The sequence below is a fragment of the Streptomyces sp. BE20 genome (assembly GCF_036322525.1).
Classification (GTDB): Bacteria; Actinomycetota; Actinomycetes; order Streptomycetales; family Streptomycetaceae; genus Kitasatospora.
Window position 1 is genome coordinate 272,724 of the sequence record NZ_JAQYWW010001223.1, and the last position, 13,144, is coordinate 285,867.

The 13,144-nt window shown below is 70.9% G+C and carries 16 protein-coding genes; 11 read left to right on the top strand and 5 right to left on the bottom strand.

The annotated features are described in order from the left end of the window. Positions 1-3: 3 nt before the first annotated feature. Complete coding sequence (locus PUR61_RS43535) at positions 4-378, bottom strand: VOC family protein (RefSeq protein ID WP_329885483.1); 375 nt, start codon at positions 376-378, stop codon at positions 4-6. A 131-nt stretch (positions 379-509) separates the two neighbouring features. Here PUR61_RS43535 and PUR61_RS43540 point away from each other — a divergent pair, with 131 nt between their 5' ends. Together PUR61_RS43540 and PUR61_RS43545 are read left to right on the top strand one after the other, a co-directional pair. Next, positions 510-1,082, top strand: coding sequence for a GNAT family N-acetyltransferase (locus PUR61_RS43540; protein WP_329885484.1), 573 nt, complete (start codon positions 510-512; stop codon positions 1,080-1,082). Positions 1,083-1,170: 88 nt separating this feature from the next. Then, entirely contained in the window at positions 1,171-1,926 is a 756-nt protein-coding gene (locus PUR61_RS43545) for an alpha/beta fold hydrolase (RefSeq protein ID WP_329885485.1), read from the top strand. A 40-nt stretch (positions 1,927-1,966) separates the two neighbouring features. On the opposite strand, the gene PUR61_RS43550 is transcribed toward PUR61_RS43545, so the two are convergent. Both PUR61_RS43550 and PUR61_RS43555 read right to left on the bottom strand, forming a co-directional pair. Continuing rightward, positions 1,967-2,590 carry a DJ-1/PfpI family protein gene (locus PUR61_RS43550; RefSeq protein ID WP_329885486.1) on the bottom strand — a complete coding sequence of 208 codons (624 nt, stop codon included), beginning with the start codon at positions 2,588-2,590 and terminating at the stop codon, positions 1,967-1,969. 85 nt (positions 2,591-2,675) lie between these two features. Then, on the bottom strand, positions 2,676-3,155 hold the full coding sequence (locus PUR61_RS43555; RefSeq protein WP_329885487.1) for an HIT family protein: 480 nt from the start codon (positions 3,153-3,155) through the stop codon (positions 2,676-2,678). A 97-nt stretch (positions 3,156-3,252) separates the two neighbouring features. Here PUR61_RS43555 and PUR61_RS43560 point away from each other — a divergent pair, with 97 nt between their 5' ends. The 8 genes from PUR61_RS43560 (at position 3,253) to PUR61_RS43595 (ending at position 11,052) form a co-directional block, all read left to right on the top strand. Next, positions 3,253-3,462, top strand: a complete 210-nt coding sequence (locus PUR61_RS43560) for a hypothetical protein (RefSeq protein WP_329885488.1) — start codon at positions 3,253-3,255, stop codon at positions 3,460-3,462. A gap of 160 nt (positions 3,463-3,622) precedes the next feature. After that, positions 3,623-4,465: an SAM-dependent methyltransferase gene (locus tag PUR61_RS43565; RefSeq protein WP_329885489.1), complete on the top strand. Its 843-nt coding sequence runs from the start codon at positions 3,623-3,625 to the stop codon at positions 4,463-4,465. A 515-nt stretch (positions 4,466-4,980) separates the two neighbouring features. Then, entirely contained in the window at positions 4,981-5,451 is a 471-nt protein-coding gene (locus tag PUR61_RS43570; protein WP_329885490.1) for an NUDIX hydrolase, read from the top strand. Positions 5,452-5,548: 97 nt separating this feature from the next. After that, a complete protein-coding gene (locus tag PUR61_RS43575) occupies positions 5,549-6,565 on the top strand; it encodes a Gfo/Idh/MocA family protein (RefSeq protein ID WP_329885491.1) in 1,017 nt (338 codons plus the stop codon). A 30-nt stretch (positions 6,566-6,595) separates the two neighbouring features. Continuing rightward, complete coding sequence (locus tag PUR61_RS43580; protein WP_329885492.1) at positions 6,596-7,885, top strand: DegT/DnrJ/EryC1/StrS aminotransferase family protein; 1,290 nt, start codon at positions 6,596-6,598, stop codon at positions 7,883-7,885. Between the two features lie 31 nt (positions 7,886-7,916). Beyond that, complete coding sequence (locus PUR61_RS43585; protein ID WP_329885493.1) at positions 7,917-8,606, top strand: methyltransferase; 690 nt, start codon at positions 7,917-7,919, stop codon at positions 8,604-8,606. Between the two features lie 4 nt (positions 8,607-8,610). Next, on the top strand, positions 8,611-9,438 hold the full coding sequence (hisN, locus tag PUR61_RS43590; RefSeq protein ID WP_329885494.1) for a histidinol-phosphatase: 828 nt from the start codon (positions 8,611-8,613) through the stop codon (positions 9,436-9,438). Positions 9,439-9,486: 48 nt separating this feature from the next. Beyond that, the gene (locus tag PUR61_RS43595; protein WP_329885495.1) at positions 9,487-11,052 is read left to right on the top strand and encodes a carbamoyltransferase C-terminal domain-containing protein; all 1,566 of its coding nucleotides are present in this window, start codon (positions 9,487-9,489) and stop codon (positions 11,050-11,052) included. A 228-nt stretch (positions 11,053-11,280) separates the two neighbouring features. On the opposite strand, the gene PUR61_RS43600 is transcribed toward PUR61_RS43595, so the two are convergent. Beyond that, entirely contained in the window at positions 11,281-11,478 is a 198-nt protein-coding gene (locus PUR61_RS43600; RefSeq protein ID WP_329885496.1) for a DUF397 domain-containing protein, read from the bottom strand. Continuing rightward, positions 11,447-12,298: a helix-turn-helix domain-containing protein gene (locus tag PUR61_RS43605; RefSeq protein WP_329885497.1), complete on the bottom strand. Its 852-nt coding sequence runs from the start codon at positions 12,296-12,298 to the stop codon at positions 11,447-11,449. Before PUR61_RS43605 ends, PUR61_RS43600 begins: the two co-directional genes overlap by 32 nt. Positions 12,299-12,467: 169 nt before the next feature. Between PUR61_RS43605 and PUR61_RS43610 the strand changes: the two genes are divergently transcribed. Further along, complete coding sequence (locus PUR61_RS43610; RefSeq protein WP_329885498.1) at positions 12,468-13,106, top strand: DUF998 domain-containing protein; 639 nt, start codon at positions 12,468-12,470, stop codon at positions 13,104-13,106. The last annotated feature ends 38 nt before the right edge of the window (positions 13,107-13,144 follow it).

Below are 13,144 nucleotides of genomic sequence, written 5' to 3' on the forward strand. Positions count from 1 at the left end.
GGGTCAGCGGGGGACGGGCAGGAGGCACAGCGGGTGGCCGGCGGGATCGGCGTAGACGCGCCACCCCCCGGCGTCCCGGAGGAGGGTGCCGCCGAGGGCGAGGACGGCGGCTTCGGCGGCGGCCGGGTCGTCGACGTCGATGTCCAGGTGGGCCTGCTGGGGGTGGGCGGGGTCCGGCCAGCGCGGCGGACGGTGGTCGGCGACCCCCTGGAAGCAGAGCACCGGTCCGCCGGGGGTGTGCAGGGTGGACCACGCCTCGTCCAGCGACCAGCGCGGATCCGGCCGGTCCACCTCGCCGCCGAGCAGCCCCGCGTAGAAGCGGGCCAGCACGGCCGGGTCGGGACAGTCGAGGACGAGACACTGCAGCCGGCCGATCACGGGAATCTCCTTCGAGGGTGCGGACTGTCCGCCATTCTCCGGCCGTCAGCGTCCCGGACCGGCCCGCGCCGCCCGTCAGCCGTCCTCCGCGTCTGCTGGACAGCTCCCGCCCCGGGCCGGAGCATGATCGGATGACCACAGAAGACGGTTCGGTCCATCCGGAGGCGCCCCGGCTCGGAACGCCGGGCACCCCCGGTGCGCCCCGCTCCCCCGGCCCGGCCGTGCGGCTGGAACGGCTCGCCGCCGCACACGCGGACGCCCTCCTCGCCTTCGAACGCGAGAACCGGGCGTACTTCGCGCGTTCGGTGCCCGACCGCGGGGACGACTACTTCACCCCGGCCGGGTTCGCCGGCCGCCACGCCGCGCTGCTCGCCGAACAGGCCACCGGTGCCTGCCACTTCCACGTCGTCCTGGACGCCGGGGGCACGCTGCTCGGCCGGGTCAACCTGGTGGACGCGGCCGGCGGCAGCGCCGAACTCGGCTACCGGGTCGCCGAGAGCGCGAGCGGCCGGGGCGTGGCCCGGGCGGCGGTCGAGGAGGCGTGCCGGCTCGCCGCCACGGCGTACGGGCTCACCGCGCTCACCGCCGTGACCACCCTCGACAACGCGCCCTCGCGGGCCGTACTCGCCCGCACCGGCTTCACGGCGGTGGGCGAGGAGGTCGTCGACGGCCGGCCCGGCGCGGCGTACCGGCGCACGCTCTGATCCGGTGCCCGGCGGGCCGCCCGGCGGTGGCGGATCCGCCTACCGGCCGGTAGTTCGGCGGCCCGGATTCGCGGGCAGAACAACGGATATGACGATCCCTCACCGCCTGATCGGCACCGGCGCCCACAAGGTCCTGGTGCTGCACGACTGGTTCGGCACCAGCGCCGGCTGGGGCCCGTTCCTGGACTACCTGGACGGCTCCGCCTTCACCTACGCCTTCCTCGACTACCGGGGCTACGGCGAGCGCCGGAACGTGGCGGGTGCGTACACGCTCGCCGAGATCGCGGACGACGCGCTCGCGCTGGCCGACCAGCTCGGCTGGGAGAGCTTCTCGCTCGTCGGGCACTCCATGGGCGGCAAGGCCGTGCAACAGGTGCTGGCCCAGGCACCCGGGCGGGTGAGGAAGTTGGTGGGCCTGGCGCCCGTCCCCGCGAGCGTGTACCCGATGGACGCGGCGGCCGAGAAGCTGTTCTACGGGGCGGCGGAGGACCGCGAGAAGCGGTTCGCCATCATCGATCTGGTGACCGGGCGGCGGGCCGGCCGGGTCTGGCTCGACCTGATGGTGAACCGCTCGCTGTCGCTGTCCACCCGCGAGGCGTTCGGCGGCTACGTGCGCGACTGGGCCACCGCCGACCTGGTGGAACGGATCGACGGGAATCCCGTGCCGGTCAAGGTGATCGTGGGAGCGCACGACCTCGCGCTGACCGCCGAGGTGATGCGCGGCACCTTCCTGACCCACTACCCCAACGCCGAGCTGGAGGAGCTCCCCAACAGCGGCCACTACCCGATGCACGAGACACCGGTCGCGCTGGCGGCCTCCCTGGAGTCCTTCCTCCGGGGGTGACACCTCGGCCCCGCCCGGAGGCCCGCCTGCCCGCCCCGGCCTAGCCGATCTCGCGGATCCGCTCCAGCACCGCGGGCGACGCCTTCGCCGGCGAACCGGAGTCGAACGGGGGCTGGGGGTCGTACTCGGCGTGGAGCTGGATCGCCCGGGCGGTGGTCTCGTCGGCGAGCAGCGCCACGAGCCGGAGCGCCATGTCGATGCCGGAGGAGACCCCGGCCGCCGTGACGATCCGCTCCCGGCGGACCACCCGTTCCGGCGTGTACGTCGCACCGTACGCCGCCAGCTCGCCCGCGGCCGCCCAGTGGGTGGTCGCCACCAGCCCCTTGAGCAGTCCGGCCGCCCCGAGCAGCAGCGCACCGGTGCAGACCGAGGTGGTGAACCGGGTGGTCGCGTGCACCCGGCGGATCCAGTCGGTGAACCCGGCGTCGTCCAGCAGCGGACGCGCCCCGTTCCCGCCCGGCACGAGGAGGACGTCGCACGACTCGACCTCCTCGTACCGGGCGGGAACGTCCAGTCTCAGCCCGCCCAGGGTGTCGACCACCCGGCCGGTCCCGCTCGTCGAGACGAACCGCACGACGGCGCCCGGGAGATACCCGAGCACCTGGTACGGGCCGACCGCGTCGAGCGGCTCGAAATCGTCGAAGAGCGGGATCACGATGTCCATGTTCCGCAGGTTAGAGCGGAGTTGGCACGGCGTCCGCACCCTGGTCAGCGGATTCACGAGAACGAGTGGTCTGCACCACCGGCTTTCACCTGAGCGCATCCAGCTCGGCCCCGATCGCCGCCCGGATCGGGTCCTGCGCCGGGCCGAGCGCGTACCGGTCGTCACGCCACCGGTCCGCCGGGTAGCGCCAGACGGGCACCCGGACGAGGTCCTCGGGCTCCCATCCGAAGCGCGGCCACACGTGCGCGTGCAGCATCGGGTCGGTGTTGCCGAGGATCTCCAGGTTGACCCGCCGGAACGCCGGGTCGGCCGCCCGGCACGCCCGCTCCACGGCCTCGCCGAGCCGGTCGAGGTCCTCCAGGTACGCGATCCGGCGCGCCCTCGGCAGGTCGGAGAGCCGCTCGACGCCAGGCTCGTCCGTGAGCAGGATCGCGTAGCCGGGCAGGAACTGCACGTCCCCGATCACCGCGAACCCGGCGTCCAGGCGCCGGATCACGGTCGGGTTCTCACCCCGCAGCGCGCTGCCGATGCGGTCGGACTTCCAGTCGGTGCCGTCGTCGATCATGCGGCGATGCTAGGGTCCGTCTTCAAATCTGATCAAGCGATGAGAGATCACGTCGGTTGTGGTGCGGCGTCATGAGCTTTCGGATGCCGAGTGGGATGTGTTGTCGCGGTTCCTGCCGAGGTCAGGATCTGCAGGTCGGCCGCGCAGTGACGACCGCTTCCTCGACTTCTCCGAGGCCGACCTCACCCTCCGCCCGGACGGCACCTTCACCGCCGTCCTCCTCGCCCCCTCCCCGCTCCCCACCCTGGACGGCCACTGGCACGTCCACGACGTCTACCTCGCCACCGCCATCACCGCCCTGCGGTAGCCGGTCACCGAGAAGCGGTTCCCACCACCGGTCGCACGGGAAGTCCTTCAGGAAGAGCGGAACGGCGTCGCGTTCGTCCGGGAACACCTTTGCCCGCTCCCGGCGAACGCCGCCGGCCCTCGTCACCCGCCGACTCACCCCTCGCACCCGGGAGATCGCGATGACCGACAACCCGTCCGCGCAGCACGGCGTCCCGTCCTCACCCGACCCTGACCCGCTCCGTGACGAGCACCCCGAGATCGTGGCCGGCGCGGCCGTCGACGGGAACATTCATGTCGGCTACTGGGACAGCCCGGCGGACGGACGGTCGCTCGACCAGGCCACCGACCGGCTCACCGACCTCGTGGCGGGGCGGCTGGGCGCCGCACCCGGCCGCAGTCTGCTGGATGTCGGCTGCGGAACGGGACGGCCCGCGCTGCGCATCGCCCGGGCCACCGGTGGCCAGGTGTCAGGAATCTCGGTCAGCGCCGAGGACATCGCCCTCGCACGGACCCGGGCGGATGCCGCCGGGCTCGCCGACCGGGTGGACTTCCGGTACGCGGACGCCTGCGCACTGCCTTTCGAGTCCGCGTCCTTCGACGGTGCCTGGGCGGTCGAGTCCATGATGCACATTCCCGACCGGACCGCCGCCCTCACCGAGATCGCCCGGACCCTGCGGCCCGGCAGCACGCTGGTCGTCACCGACGTGCTGCTCCGGTCGCCGGTGACCGGCGAGGCCGCGGAGACGGTCCGCCGGACCTGCCGGGCGTTCGGGTCCCCTGCGCTCCCCGAGCCGGCGGAGCTCCGCACGGCCCTCGACCGCGCCGGTCTGGAGGTTCTGGAGTTCCAGGACATCGGGGAGCACGTCCGGCGCACCTACCAGGCGTTCGCCGATGCCTTCGCGCGCGTCACCCCCTCTGTGGACGACCCGCACTACGAGTTCTTCGACTTCGCCCGTTCCCTTCCCCGGTTCGGTGCCCTCGCGGAGATCGGCTACGCCTTCGTGGTCGCGCGCCGCCGGTGAACGGAGGCGCCGGCCGGGTCGGCGGGGCCGGAGGACGGCATCGCCGGGACGCGAAGGGCGGCCGATCCGGCCAATAGAGTTCCGTCACGATCCGTCAGCGGCGGCAGGAAAGAATCGCTCAAGAATCCGCTGCCGGAGCCCCGTCGCCATGGGGCAGCCGGACCGGGCCGATACCGGACCGTGCGCGGACAAGGCCCCGCCCCGGCGATTCCGCCGGGGCGGGGCCGCGGCACACACCGGGAGGCAATCCCTCAGCACGCGACCGTTCGCCGTGTCAAGTGGAACTCAAGGCGCCCTGAAGAAGTTCGCCCTCGCACTTGTTCTCCGGGATTCGGCTAACCTCGCGGAGTGGAGAGGCAAGCTTCAGGTCGTTCATTCTCCAGTTCGAATCCAGACCGCTTCGTCCCGCCCCGACCCCGCCGTTCGGACCACCCGCCCCCCCGCCCGTTCGGCCGTTCGTACGGGAATACTGGTTCCGAACCCCCGTGCCCGTCCGAGCGCGACGGGGGACCCTCATGACCGGGGCAGCCCGGCCCCGACCGGTGGTGGGCGCACTGATCCGTGATCCGGCCGGCCGGATCTTCGTCCAACGCCGCTCGGCCGACCGCTCCCTCTTCCCCGGTTGCTGGGACGTGGTCGGTGGAGCCGTGGAACCAGGGGAGTCCCTCCTGGACGCGCTCCGCAGGGAGATATCGGAAGAGACGGGGTGGCGGTTGCGCCGCGTTCTCGCCCGGGTGGCACACACGGAGTGGACGGGGGACGGCATTCGACACATCGAGTCGGACTACCTCGTCGAGGTGGACGGAGACCTCTCCTCGCCCGCACTCGAACGGGACAAGCACACCGAGTTCGCCTGGCTGGCCGCCGAGGACGTCACGCTGCTCGACGAGAACACACTGCGCAGCGGCAGCACCTTCATCAAGGACGTCGTGACCGCGGCACACGCTTGGCGCGCCGACCCTACGGGGAGCCGCACGGCTCTCTGAACCGTCTGCGGACACGTACGTCCGATCCGGGCTGAACAACCCTTTCCCGACTTCCCACGTCATCGTCGAGCGGTGTTCTGCGAGGGGAATATTCTGCATGCCCGGCGACAGGCTGAAGGACATCCGTCCGCGACCACGAGTGCTGATGATCGGATTTGCCGGGCATCAAGGAAAGGAGTACCTGCCGATCGTACAGGAGATTGCCGATATCGTCGGCGGCGTCGACTCCGCCCCGCCCGCCGTGCCACTCGCCGACGAATGGGGATTCCCGTACTACGGGAGCCTCGACGACGCACTGAAAGCCGTCGACTTCGACGCCGCAGTGGTCACCGTGCCTCACGGCGAGCATTTCCCGGTCTGTACGCGGCTGCTGGCGCACGGCCGGCACGTCATCAAGGAGAAGCCGTTCGCGGTCACCGAACCTGAAGCGCGCCAGCTGATACATCTCACGCAGCAGGCCGACCGCAGCGTCTTCACACTGCTGCAACGGAACTTCGACCCGGTGTTCCGGTTCGCCCGGGACAACCTCGCGCGGATCGGGAGGCCCTACTGGTTCTCCTACGACTACCACTTCAACCTGGCTCGTCCGACCACGGGTTGGCGCGCGTCCCGGGAGCAGGCAAGGGGTGGTGTGCTCCTCGACATGGGCTACCACCTTGTCGATGTGCTCAACGGGATGTTCCCCGAAACCCCCCGGGTGCACTCGGCCTTCGTGCACCAGTACCAGGAGACGCGGGATCGCCGACTGGAGGACCTGGTCGCCCTCCTGTGCAGCTACCCGTCGAGGGGGCTGGCGGGCTCGCTGCGCATCTCGCGCCACAGCCTCGCGAAGACCGAACAGCTCTGCGTGCTCGGTTCGGAAGGCGCGTTGACCGTCGCCCCCGGCGCGGCCACCCTGCATGCCGTCGGAGGGGCCCAGTTGGAACGCTACGCCCCGGAAGGATCCAGGACCGACATCACGCGCTCCATGTTCGTCCACTATCTGGACCGCCTGGAGGACCGCGACTACCGCCGGGACCACCTCCTGCGTCAACTCGCCACCGTTCGCACGATCGACGGAATCTACCGGGCCCGATCGGGCGGGACGAGCGGACTCACCGACCGATGCGCCTGACCCACCCCCGCAAGGACAGGAAGAGAGCACATGAATACCGACGAACGGCTCGCCCTTCTCGGGGGCGCACCCGCCATCTCGCGGCCACTGCCCCACGAGGTGTGGCCGCCCCCCGCGGACGAGGCGGAGCTGTCCGAGCTGGCCGCCCAGCGGAACACCGACATCTCCATCAAGGGCAACAGCGGCCCCATCGGCCGGCTCGAAGCCGACTTCCTCGCCTTCCTGAACGGCGGCGCCCGCTACGCGGTCACCTTCAACTCCGGCACCAGTGCGCTCCTCGCCGCCTACTTCGCCCTCGGCGTACGCGAGGGGGTGGATGTCGTGGGACCGGCGCTCACCTACCACGCCGCGCTGAGCCCCGTGTTCGCGCTGCGCGGTGACGTGGTCCTCGCCGACATCGACCCCGACACCCGCGGCCTGGACCCCAAGGCACTCCAGTCCGCGCTGACCGAGCACACCAAGGTCGTCACCGTCGTCCACCAGTGGGGCCACCCCTGCGACATGGACGCGATCCTGTCGATCGCCGAACGGCACGGGCTGCGCGTCCTGGAGGACTGCTCCCACGCCCACGGCAGCCGCTACAAGGGCCGGCCGGTCGGTACCTTCGGCGACGCCGCCGTCTTCTCCCTCCAGGCCAACAAGGCCGTCTACGCCGGAGAAGGCGGCATCCTCGTCACCAGCGACCCCGGGATCCAGGACCGCGCCACCCTCCTCGGGCACTACCGGGACCGCTCCCGGGACTCCGTCCTCGACGAGGACCTGCGGGCCCACTGGGTCACGGGCTTCGGACTCAAGCTGCGCATGTCACCGTTCAACGCCATCGTCGCCCGGCATGCCCTCGCCGCCTTCCCCGCACGCAAGGAGGCCCGGCACCGGTGCCTGCGGCACCTCGGCGAGCAGCTCGCCGACGTGGAGTACCTGCAGCAGGTCCATGTCGCCGACCACGTCGACATGGGCGCCTGGTACGGCTACAAGCCGCTCTACCGGCCCCAGGCGCTGGGTGGCGTTCCACGTTCGGTGCTCGTCCGGGCGCTGCGCGCCGAGGGCATGGAGGTCGGCGCCCCCTCCGGCCCCCGGCTGTCCACCCTGCCGCTCTACGCCCGCACCGAGAACCCTCTCTTCCCCGGAGTCCCGAAGAGGGCCGCCACGCCGGGGGCCGACTCGCAGGCCGAGCACGTCGAGCAGCACGCGCTCTCCTTGCCGACCTTCACCGACTGGCCCGGCGACACGGTGCTCATCGACCAGTACGCCGAGGCATTCCGCAAGATCGGCCGTCACCGCGAAGCGCTGGTCCGGTACGCCGCCGAGCTGCCCCGATGACCGAAACCGCACTGCCGAAGAGGGAGTGGGCATGACTGTCGAAGAGTCGCCGGAGGACGTGGCGAGGGCCCTGCAGCACGCTCTCGCCGGTGACGACCTGCCGGACACCTTCACCCTGCTGGGACGGGAATGGAGCCTGCACCGGGGTGTCTGGCCCAGCACGCTGAGCGCGGCCACCGAGGTGATGGCCTCGGTGGTGCCCTATCCCCGGGACGGCTCGTTCCTGGAGGTCGGCTGCGGTACGGGCGTCATCGCCGTCACCGCCGCACTCAGCGGCTGTGCCTCCGTCACCGCACTGGACATCAACGAGAAGGCCGTGGCCAATACCGTCGCCAACGCCGAGCGGCACGGTGTGGGCGACCGGGTCCGCGCCCTCCACAGCGACATGTACACGGCGCTCGATCCCCTGAGCCGCTTCGACACGATCTTCTGGAACGTGCCCTGGACCTATGTGGAGGACGGCTTCGCCCTCTCCAGCGACATCCACACCGCCGTCTTCGACCCGGGCTACCGGGGCCAGGCCCGCTACCTCGCCGGGGCGCACGAGTACCTGACCGACGGCGGCCGGCTGCTGCTGGGCACCGCCCACCTCGGGGACCGTGAACGGCTCGACGTGCTCGCCGGTGAGGCCGGCCTGCGGATCGACATGCTGCGCAAGGTCCGCCGGATCGAGGAAGTGGGCGTCATGGAGTACCACCTGCTCGAACTGCGAACGAGGTGATCCGGTGACACCGCCCGTGCCACCGGAGGACGACCTCGAACTGGCCCTCCGTCTGGGCGACCTCGCCGACGGGCTCACCGTCCGCCGCTTCCACGCCCTCGACCTGCGGGTCCGGGAGAAGCCGGACCGTACACCCGTGACCGACGCGGACACCGCCGTCGAGACGGCCGTCCGCGCGGAACTGCGGTCCGCCCGCCCCGATGACGCGTTCGCCGGGGAGGAGACCGGCGGCTCCGTCTCCTCCGGGCGCACCTGGCTGGTCGACCCCATCGACGGCACCAAGAACTTCCTGCGCGGCGTACCGGTCTGGGCCACGTTGATCGCCCTGCTGGAGGACGATCGCCCCACCGTCGGCGTGATCAGCGCCCCCGCCCTGCACAGCCGCTGGTGGGCGGCGGCGGACCGGGGCGCCTGGCTGCGCCGGGGACCGGCCGGCACCACCCCCGTGCGCCTGGGGGTCTCCGGCCGCACCCGCCTCGACCAGGCATACCTCTCCACCACCAGCACCCGGACCTGGGACGTCTTCCACTCACGTGCGGCCTATCTGCGCCTGGCCGAAGCCTGCTGGGAGGACCGTGCCTTCGGCGACTTCCTCCAGCACTGCATGGTCGCCGAGGGAACGCTCGACATCGCGGCCGAACCGGTCGTCAACCCCTGGGACATCGCAGCGGTACAGGTTCTGGTGGAGGAGGCCGGCGGCCTCTGCACCGACCTCCTGGGCACCTCGCCCCGGAACGGCACCGGCGCCCTGTCCGCCAACCCGCGGTTGCACCGGCTCGCCCTGAAGGCCCTCTCCGCGCCGCCCGGAGCACCCGGGCCGCCCGGACCCTGAGCCCGCCCCGAACCGTCGGACGCGGAACCCACCGAGAAACGGACCATCATGCTGATTCTTTCCCTCAAGGAAGGCCATGACGGGGCGATCGCGGCCGTCGACGACGGCAGGCTGCTCTTCTCCCTGGAAGCGGAGAAGGACTCGTTCCTCCGCTACAGCAATCCGACGGCCGAACTGTTCGCGACGGCGGCGGACCGGCTGGACAGGCAGCCCGACGTCGTCGCCGTGAGCGGCTGGATCAAGGGCACCCAGTGCACCGACCAGGCTTCGCGCGCCGGGTACTTCGGTGTGGGCGCATCCGCGATCACGGACGAGGCCGGCCGGTTCTTCGGCAAGGCCGTGCGCGTCTTCTCGTCCACCCATGAGCGCTCCCACATCATGACGTCCTACGGCATGTCGGCACTCCGCCGGGACCAGCCCTTCTACAGCCTGGTGTGGGAGGGGAACATCGGCTCGTTCTACCGGATCGACCAGCACGGGAAGGTGACCCATCTCAAGGAGGTGCTCAACTACCCCGGCAACAAGTACTCCTACGGCTTCGCGCTCGCCGACCCGAAGTTCAGTCCGCACCAGGAGTTCGTCCGGTTCCAGGACGCGGGGAAGCAGATGGCCCTGGCCGGATTCGCCGAGAACCGGCCGGCGACCCGGGCGGAACAGGACGTGATCGACTTCGTCCTCGGCCAGAAGGAGGTCATCACCGGAAGCCTGAAGGACCGGATGACCGATTCCCCCTTCCACAACGTCGGTGTGGAATCGAGCGCTTACAAGAACCTGGCGGCCCGGCTCTCGGACGCCATCTTCGACCGCTTCCACGCGTACGCCCGGGAGTACCTGACCGAGGGAATCCCGCTGCTCATCTCCGGGGGCTGCGGGCTCAACTGCGAGTGGAACCGGCGCTGGCGCGAGTGCGGGCTCTTCCCCGCGGTCTTCGTTCCGCCGTGTCCCAACGACAGCGGATCCGCGATCGGCACCGCCATCGACGCCCAGCACTTCTACACCGGGTCGGCCGACCTGGAGTGGGATGTCTACGCGGGCGGCGAATTCGTGGAGGACATCGAGTTCGACCCGCAGCGCTACGAGATCCGCCCGCTGGACCACGGCGAGGTCGCCCGCCACCTCCGCGACGGGAAGATCATCGGCTGGGCGCGGGGCCGCTGGGAGATCGGCCCCCGCGCCCTCGGGAACCGGTCGATCCTGGCCGCTCCCTTCACCGAGGAGACCACGGCCAGGCTCAACAGGATCAAACAGCGCGAAAGCTACCGCCCCATCGCCCCGATCTGTCTGGAGCAGGAAGCGGGCCGCTGGTTCGGCGGTGGCCTCCCCGACCCCTACATGCTGTACTTCAGCCGGGTCGAATCCGCCGACCTGCGCGCGGTGACCCACGTCGACGGAACGGCCCGCACCCAGACCGTCGACCCGACCGCGAACCCGGCCATGGGTGCACTGCTGACCGCCTTCGGCGAACTCACCGGATTCAGCGTCCTCTGCAACACTTCGCTCAACTATTCGGGACGCGGGTTCATCAACCGGAGCAGCGACCTGATCGCCTACGGCGAGCTGCACGGACTGGACGGGTACGTCGTGAACGACATCTTCGTCACACCGCGACGCTAGGGCCGGCTGCGCGCGCGAGTGTCTGGCGGGCACCCGGCGGGTGCTCGGCCGCGACCAGGTCGGCGGCACGGCCGAGCACCCGCCCCGCCCACCGCTTTGCGCCCCGGGCCGGTCCCCGGCATCGGAGGACCTCGCAGGACGGCCGCGCCTGCCCATAGCGCCCCCGAACGGCTCGAAGGCCGCCCCCGGTGTTTCGGGGACGGCCTTCGCTGCGAGTCGGTGAGTGCGTCAGCCGGCGTTGAACTCGCCGTCGGCGGTGGCGGTCACGAAGGACTGCCACGCCGCCGGGGTGAAGCGCAGTCGCGGGCCCTGCGGGTCCTTCGAGTCACGGACCGAACCGGGGCTCGCGTCGTCCACCTCGATGCAGTTGTCGTTTGCGTTGCCGCTGCTGTAACTACTCTTGCGCCACTGCTCGGTTCGCTGCATCCGCGTGGTCCTCCGCCGTCGATTCGATCAGGGCCAGGGACGCCTCCGGCGACAACGCGGCAGCCCTGACCAGATCGTAGGCCAGCGAGCACTGGTCGACCAGCGCCGGATCGTCCACCAGATTCCCCGTGAGAAGCCCTTCGACATAGGCCGTCGGCGGCGCATCCTCGAAGGTCATCAGGCTGAGGGAGCCGACCATCAACGAGTGCGCACCCGCAGTCAGCGGAACCACTTGGATGAGTGCCTTGCGCGCCTGGAACAGAGTGGCAAGATACCTCAACTGGCCTGCCATCACAGCCTCGCCGCCGACGGGGCGCCGCAGCACCGCTTCGTCCAGGACCGCCCAGTACATGGGCGCGGACTTCCGATCGAGCAGCTCGGCCCGCGACATCCGGGCCGCGACCATCTCCTCGTTCTCGGCCGCCTTCCGCAGCGGCTGCGCCGACTCGAACAACGCCCTCGCGTAGTCGGGCGTCTGCAGCAGGCCCGGCACCAGCAGCGGGGAGAACTCGCTGATGGTCAGCGCCAGTCCCTGCAACTCGGCGGCGTGCCGGAAGTAGTCGGCGTAGCGCGAGGACTTCCGGTACATCTCGTAGACGCGCAGGAAGTGGCCGCCGGTGCCGAGCACCTCGTCCAAGCGCACCGACATATCCTCCTGCGGGTTCCGGACCGCCCCCTCCAGCAGGCCGACGTACGCGCCCGAGCAGAACAGCAGCTTCCCCAGCGCCTCCTGCGAGAGCCCCGCCTCCTCCCGCAGCCGCTTGATCTCCTCGCCCCAGAACGCGCGGGGCGAACGGGACGGGTCGAGTTCCATGGCCATGTGCCAAATCCCTTCAAGGAACCGGTGCTCGGGCCTTCCGGTGGCAACGCTAGCTACGCAGAGGAACGACTGGGACACGAACAGCAATAGTGTGCTTGTCTCATCGAGGGTGACCCGGATCACATCGCCGGTCCCGATGAGTTCTCGCGCCGCCCCCGGTCCTACTGGCATGACGAACACGATGGCAGCGCCGATCACCCCGACCGCCCCGGCCGACCGCGCCCGCTCCACCACCCGTGCCCTGCTGGCCGCCGGCGCCGCCGCCGGGCCGCTCTTCCTCGCCGTCGGCGTCGTCGGGGGCCTGACCCGCGAGGGCTTCGACTTCACCCGCAACGCGCTCAGCCAGCTGAGCCTCGGCGACCTCGGCTGGATCCAGCAGACGGCGTTCCTCCTCACCGGTCTGCTCACCGTCACGGGCGCCGTCGGGCTGCGGCTCGCGCTGCCCGCCGGCGTCTGGGCGCCGCGACTCGTCGGGGTGTTCGGCGCGGCCTTCGTCCTGGACGGGTTCTTCGCGGCCGACCCCGGAGCCGGGTTCCCGGTCGGGGCGCCCGAAGGACGGGTGACGGAGCTGAGCGCGCACGGCACCGTCCACCTGATCGGCGGGGCGGTGGGCTTCCTCGCCCTGTGCGCGGCCTTCCTCGTCCTCGCCCGGCACCTGGACCGCGGCTGGGCGCTCGCCTCCCGTCTGGTGGCCGCGGCCGTGCTCCTCGGCTTCGCCGCATCGGGGGCCACGGTGCTGGCCTTCACCCTGGGCGCCGCGCTCGGGCTCGGCTGGCTCACCGCTGTCACCGTCAAGCTGAATGCGTGAAGATCGAACTCCCAAGACCGTTCGGACGTCAGGAGAAT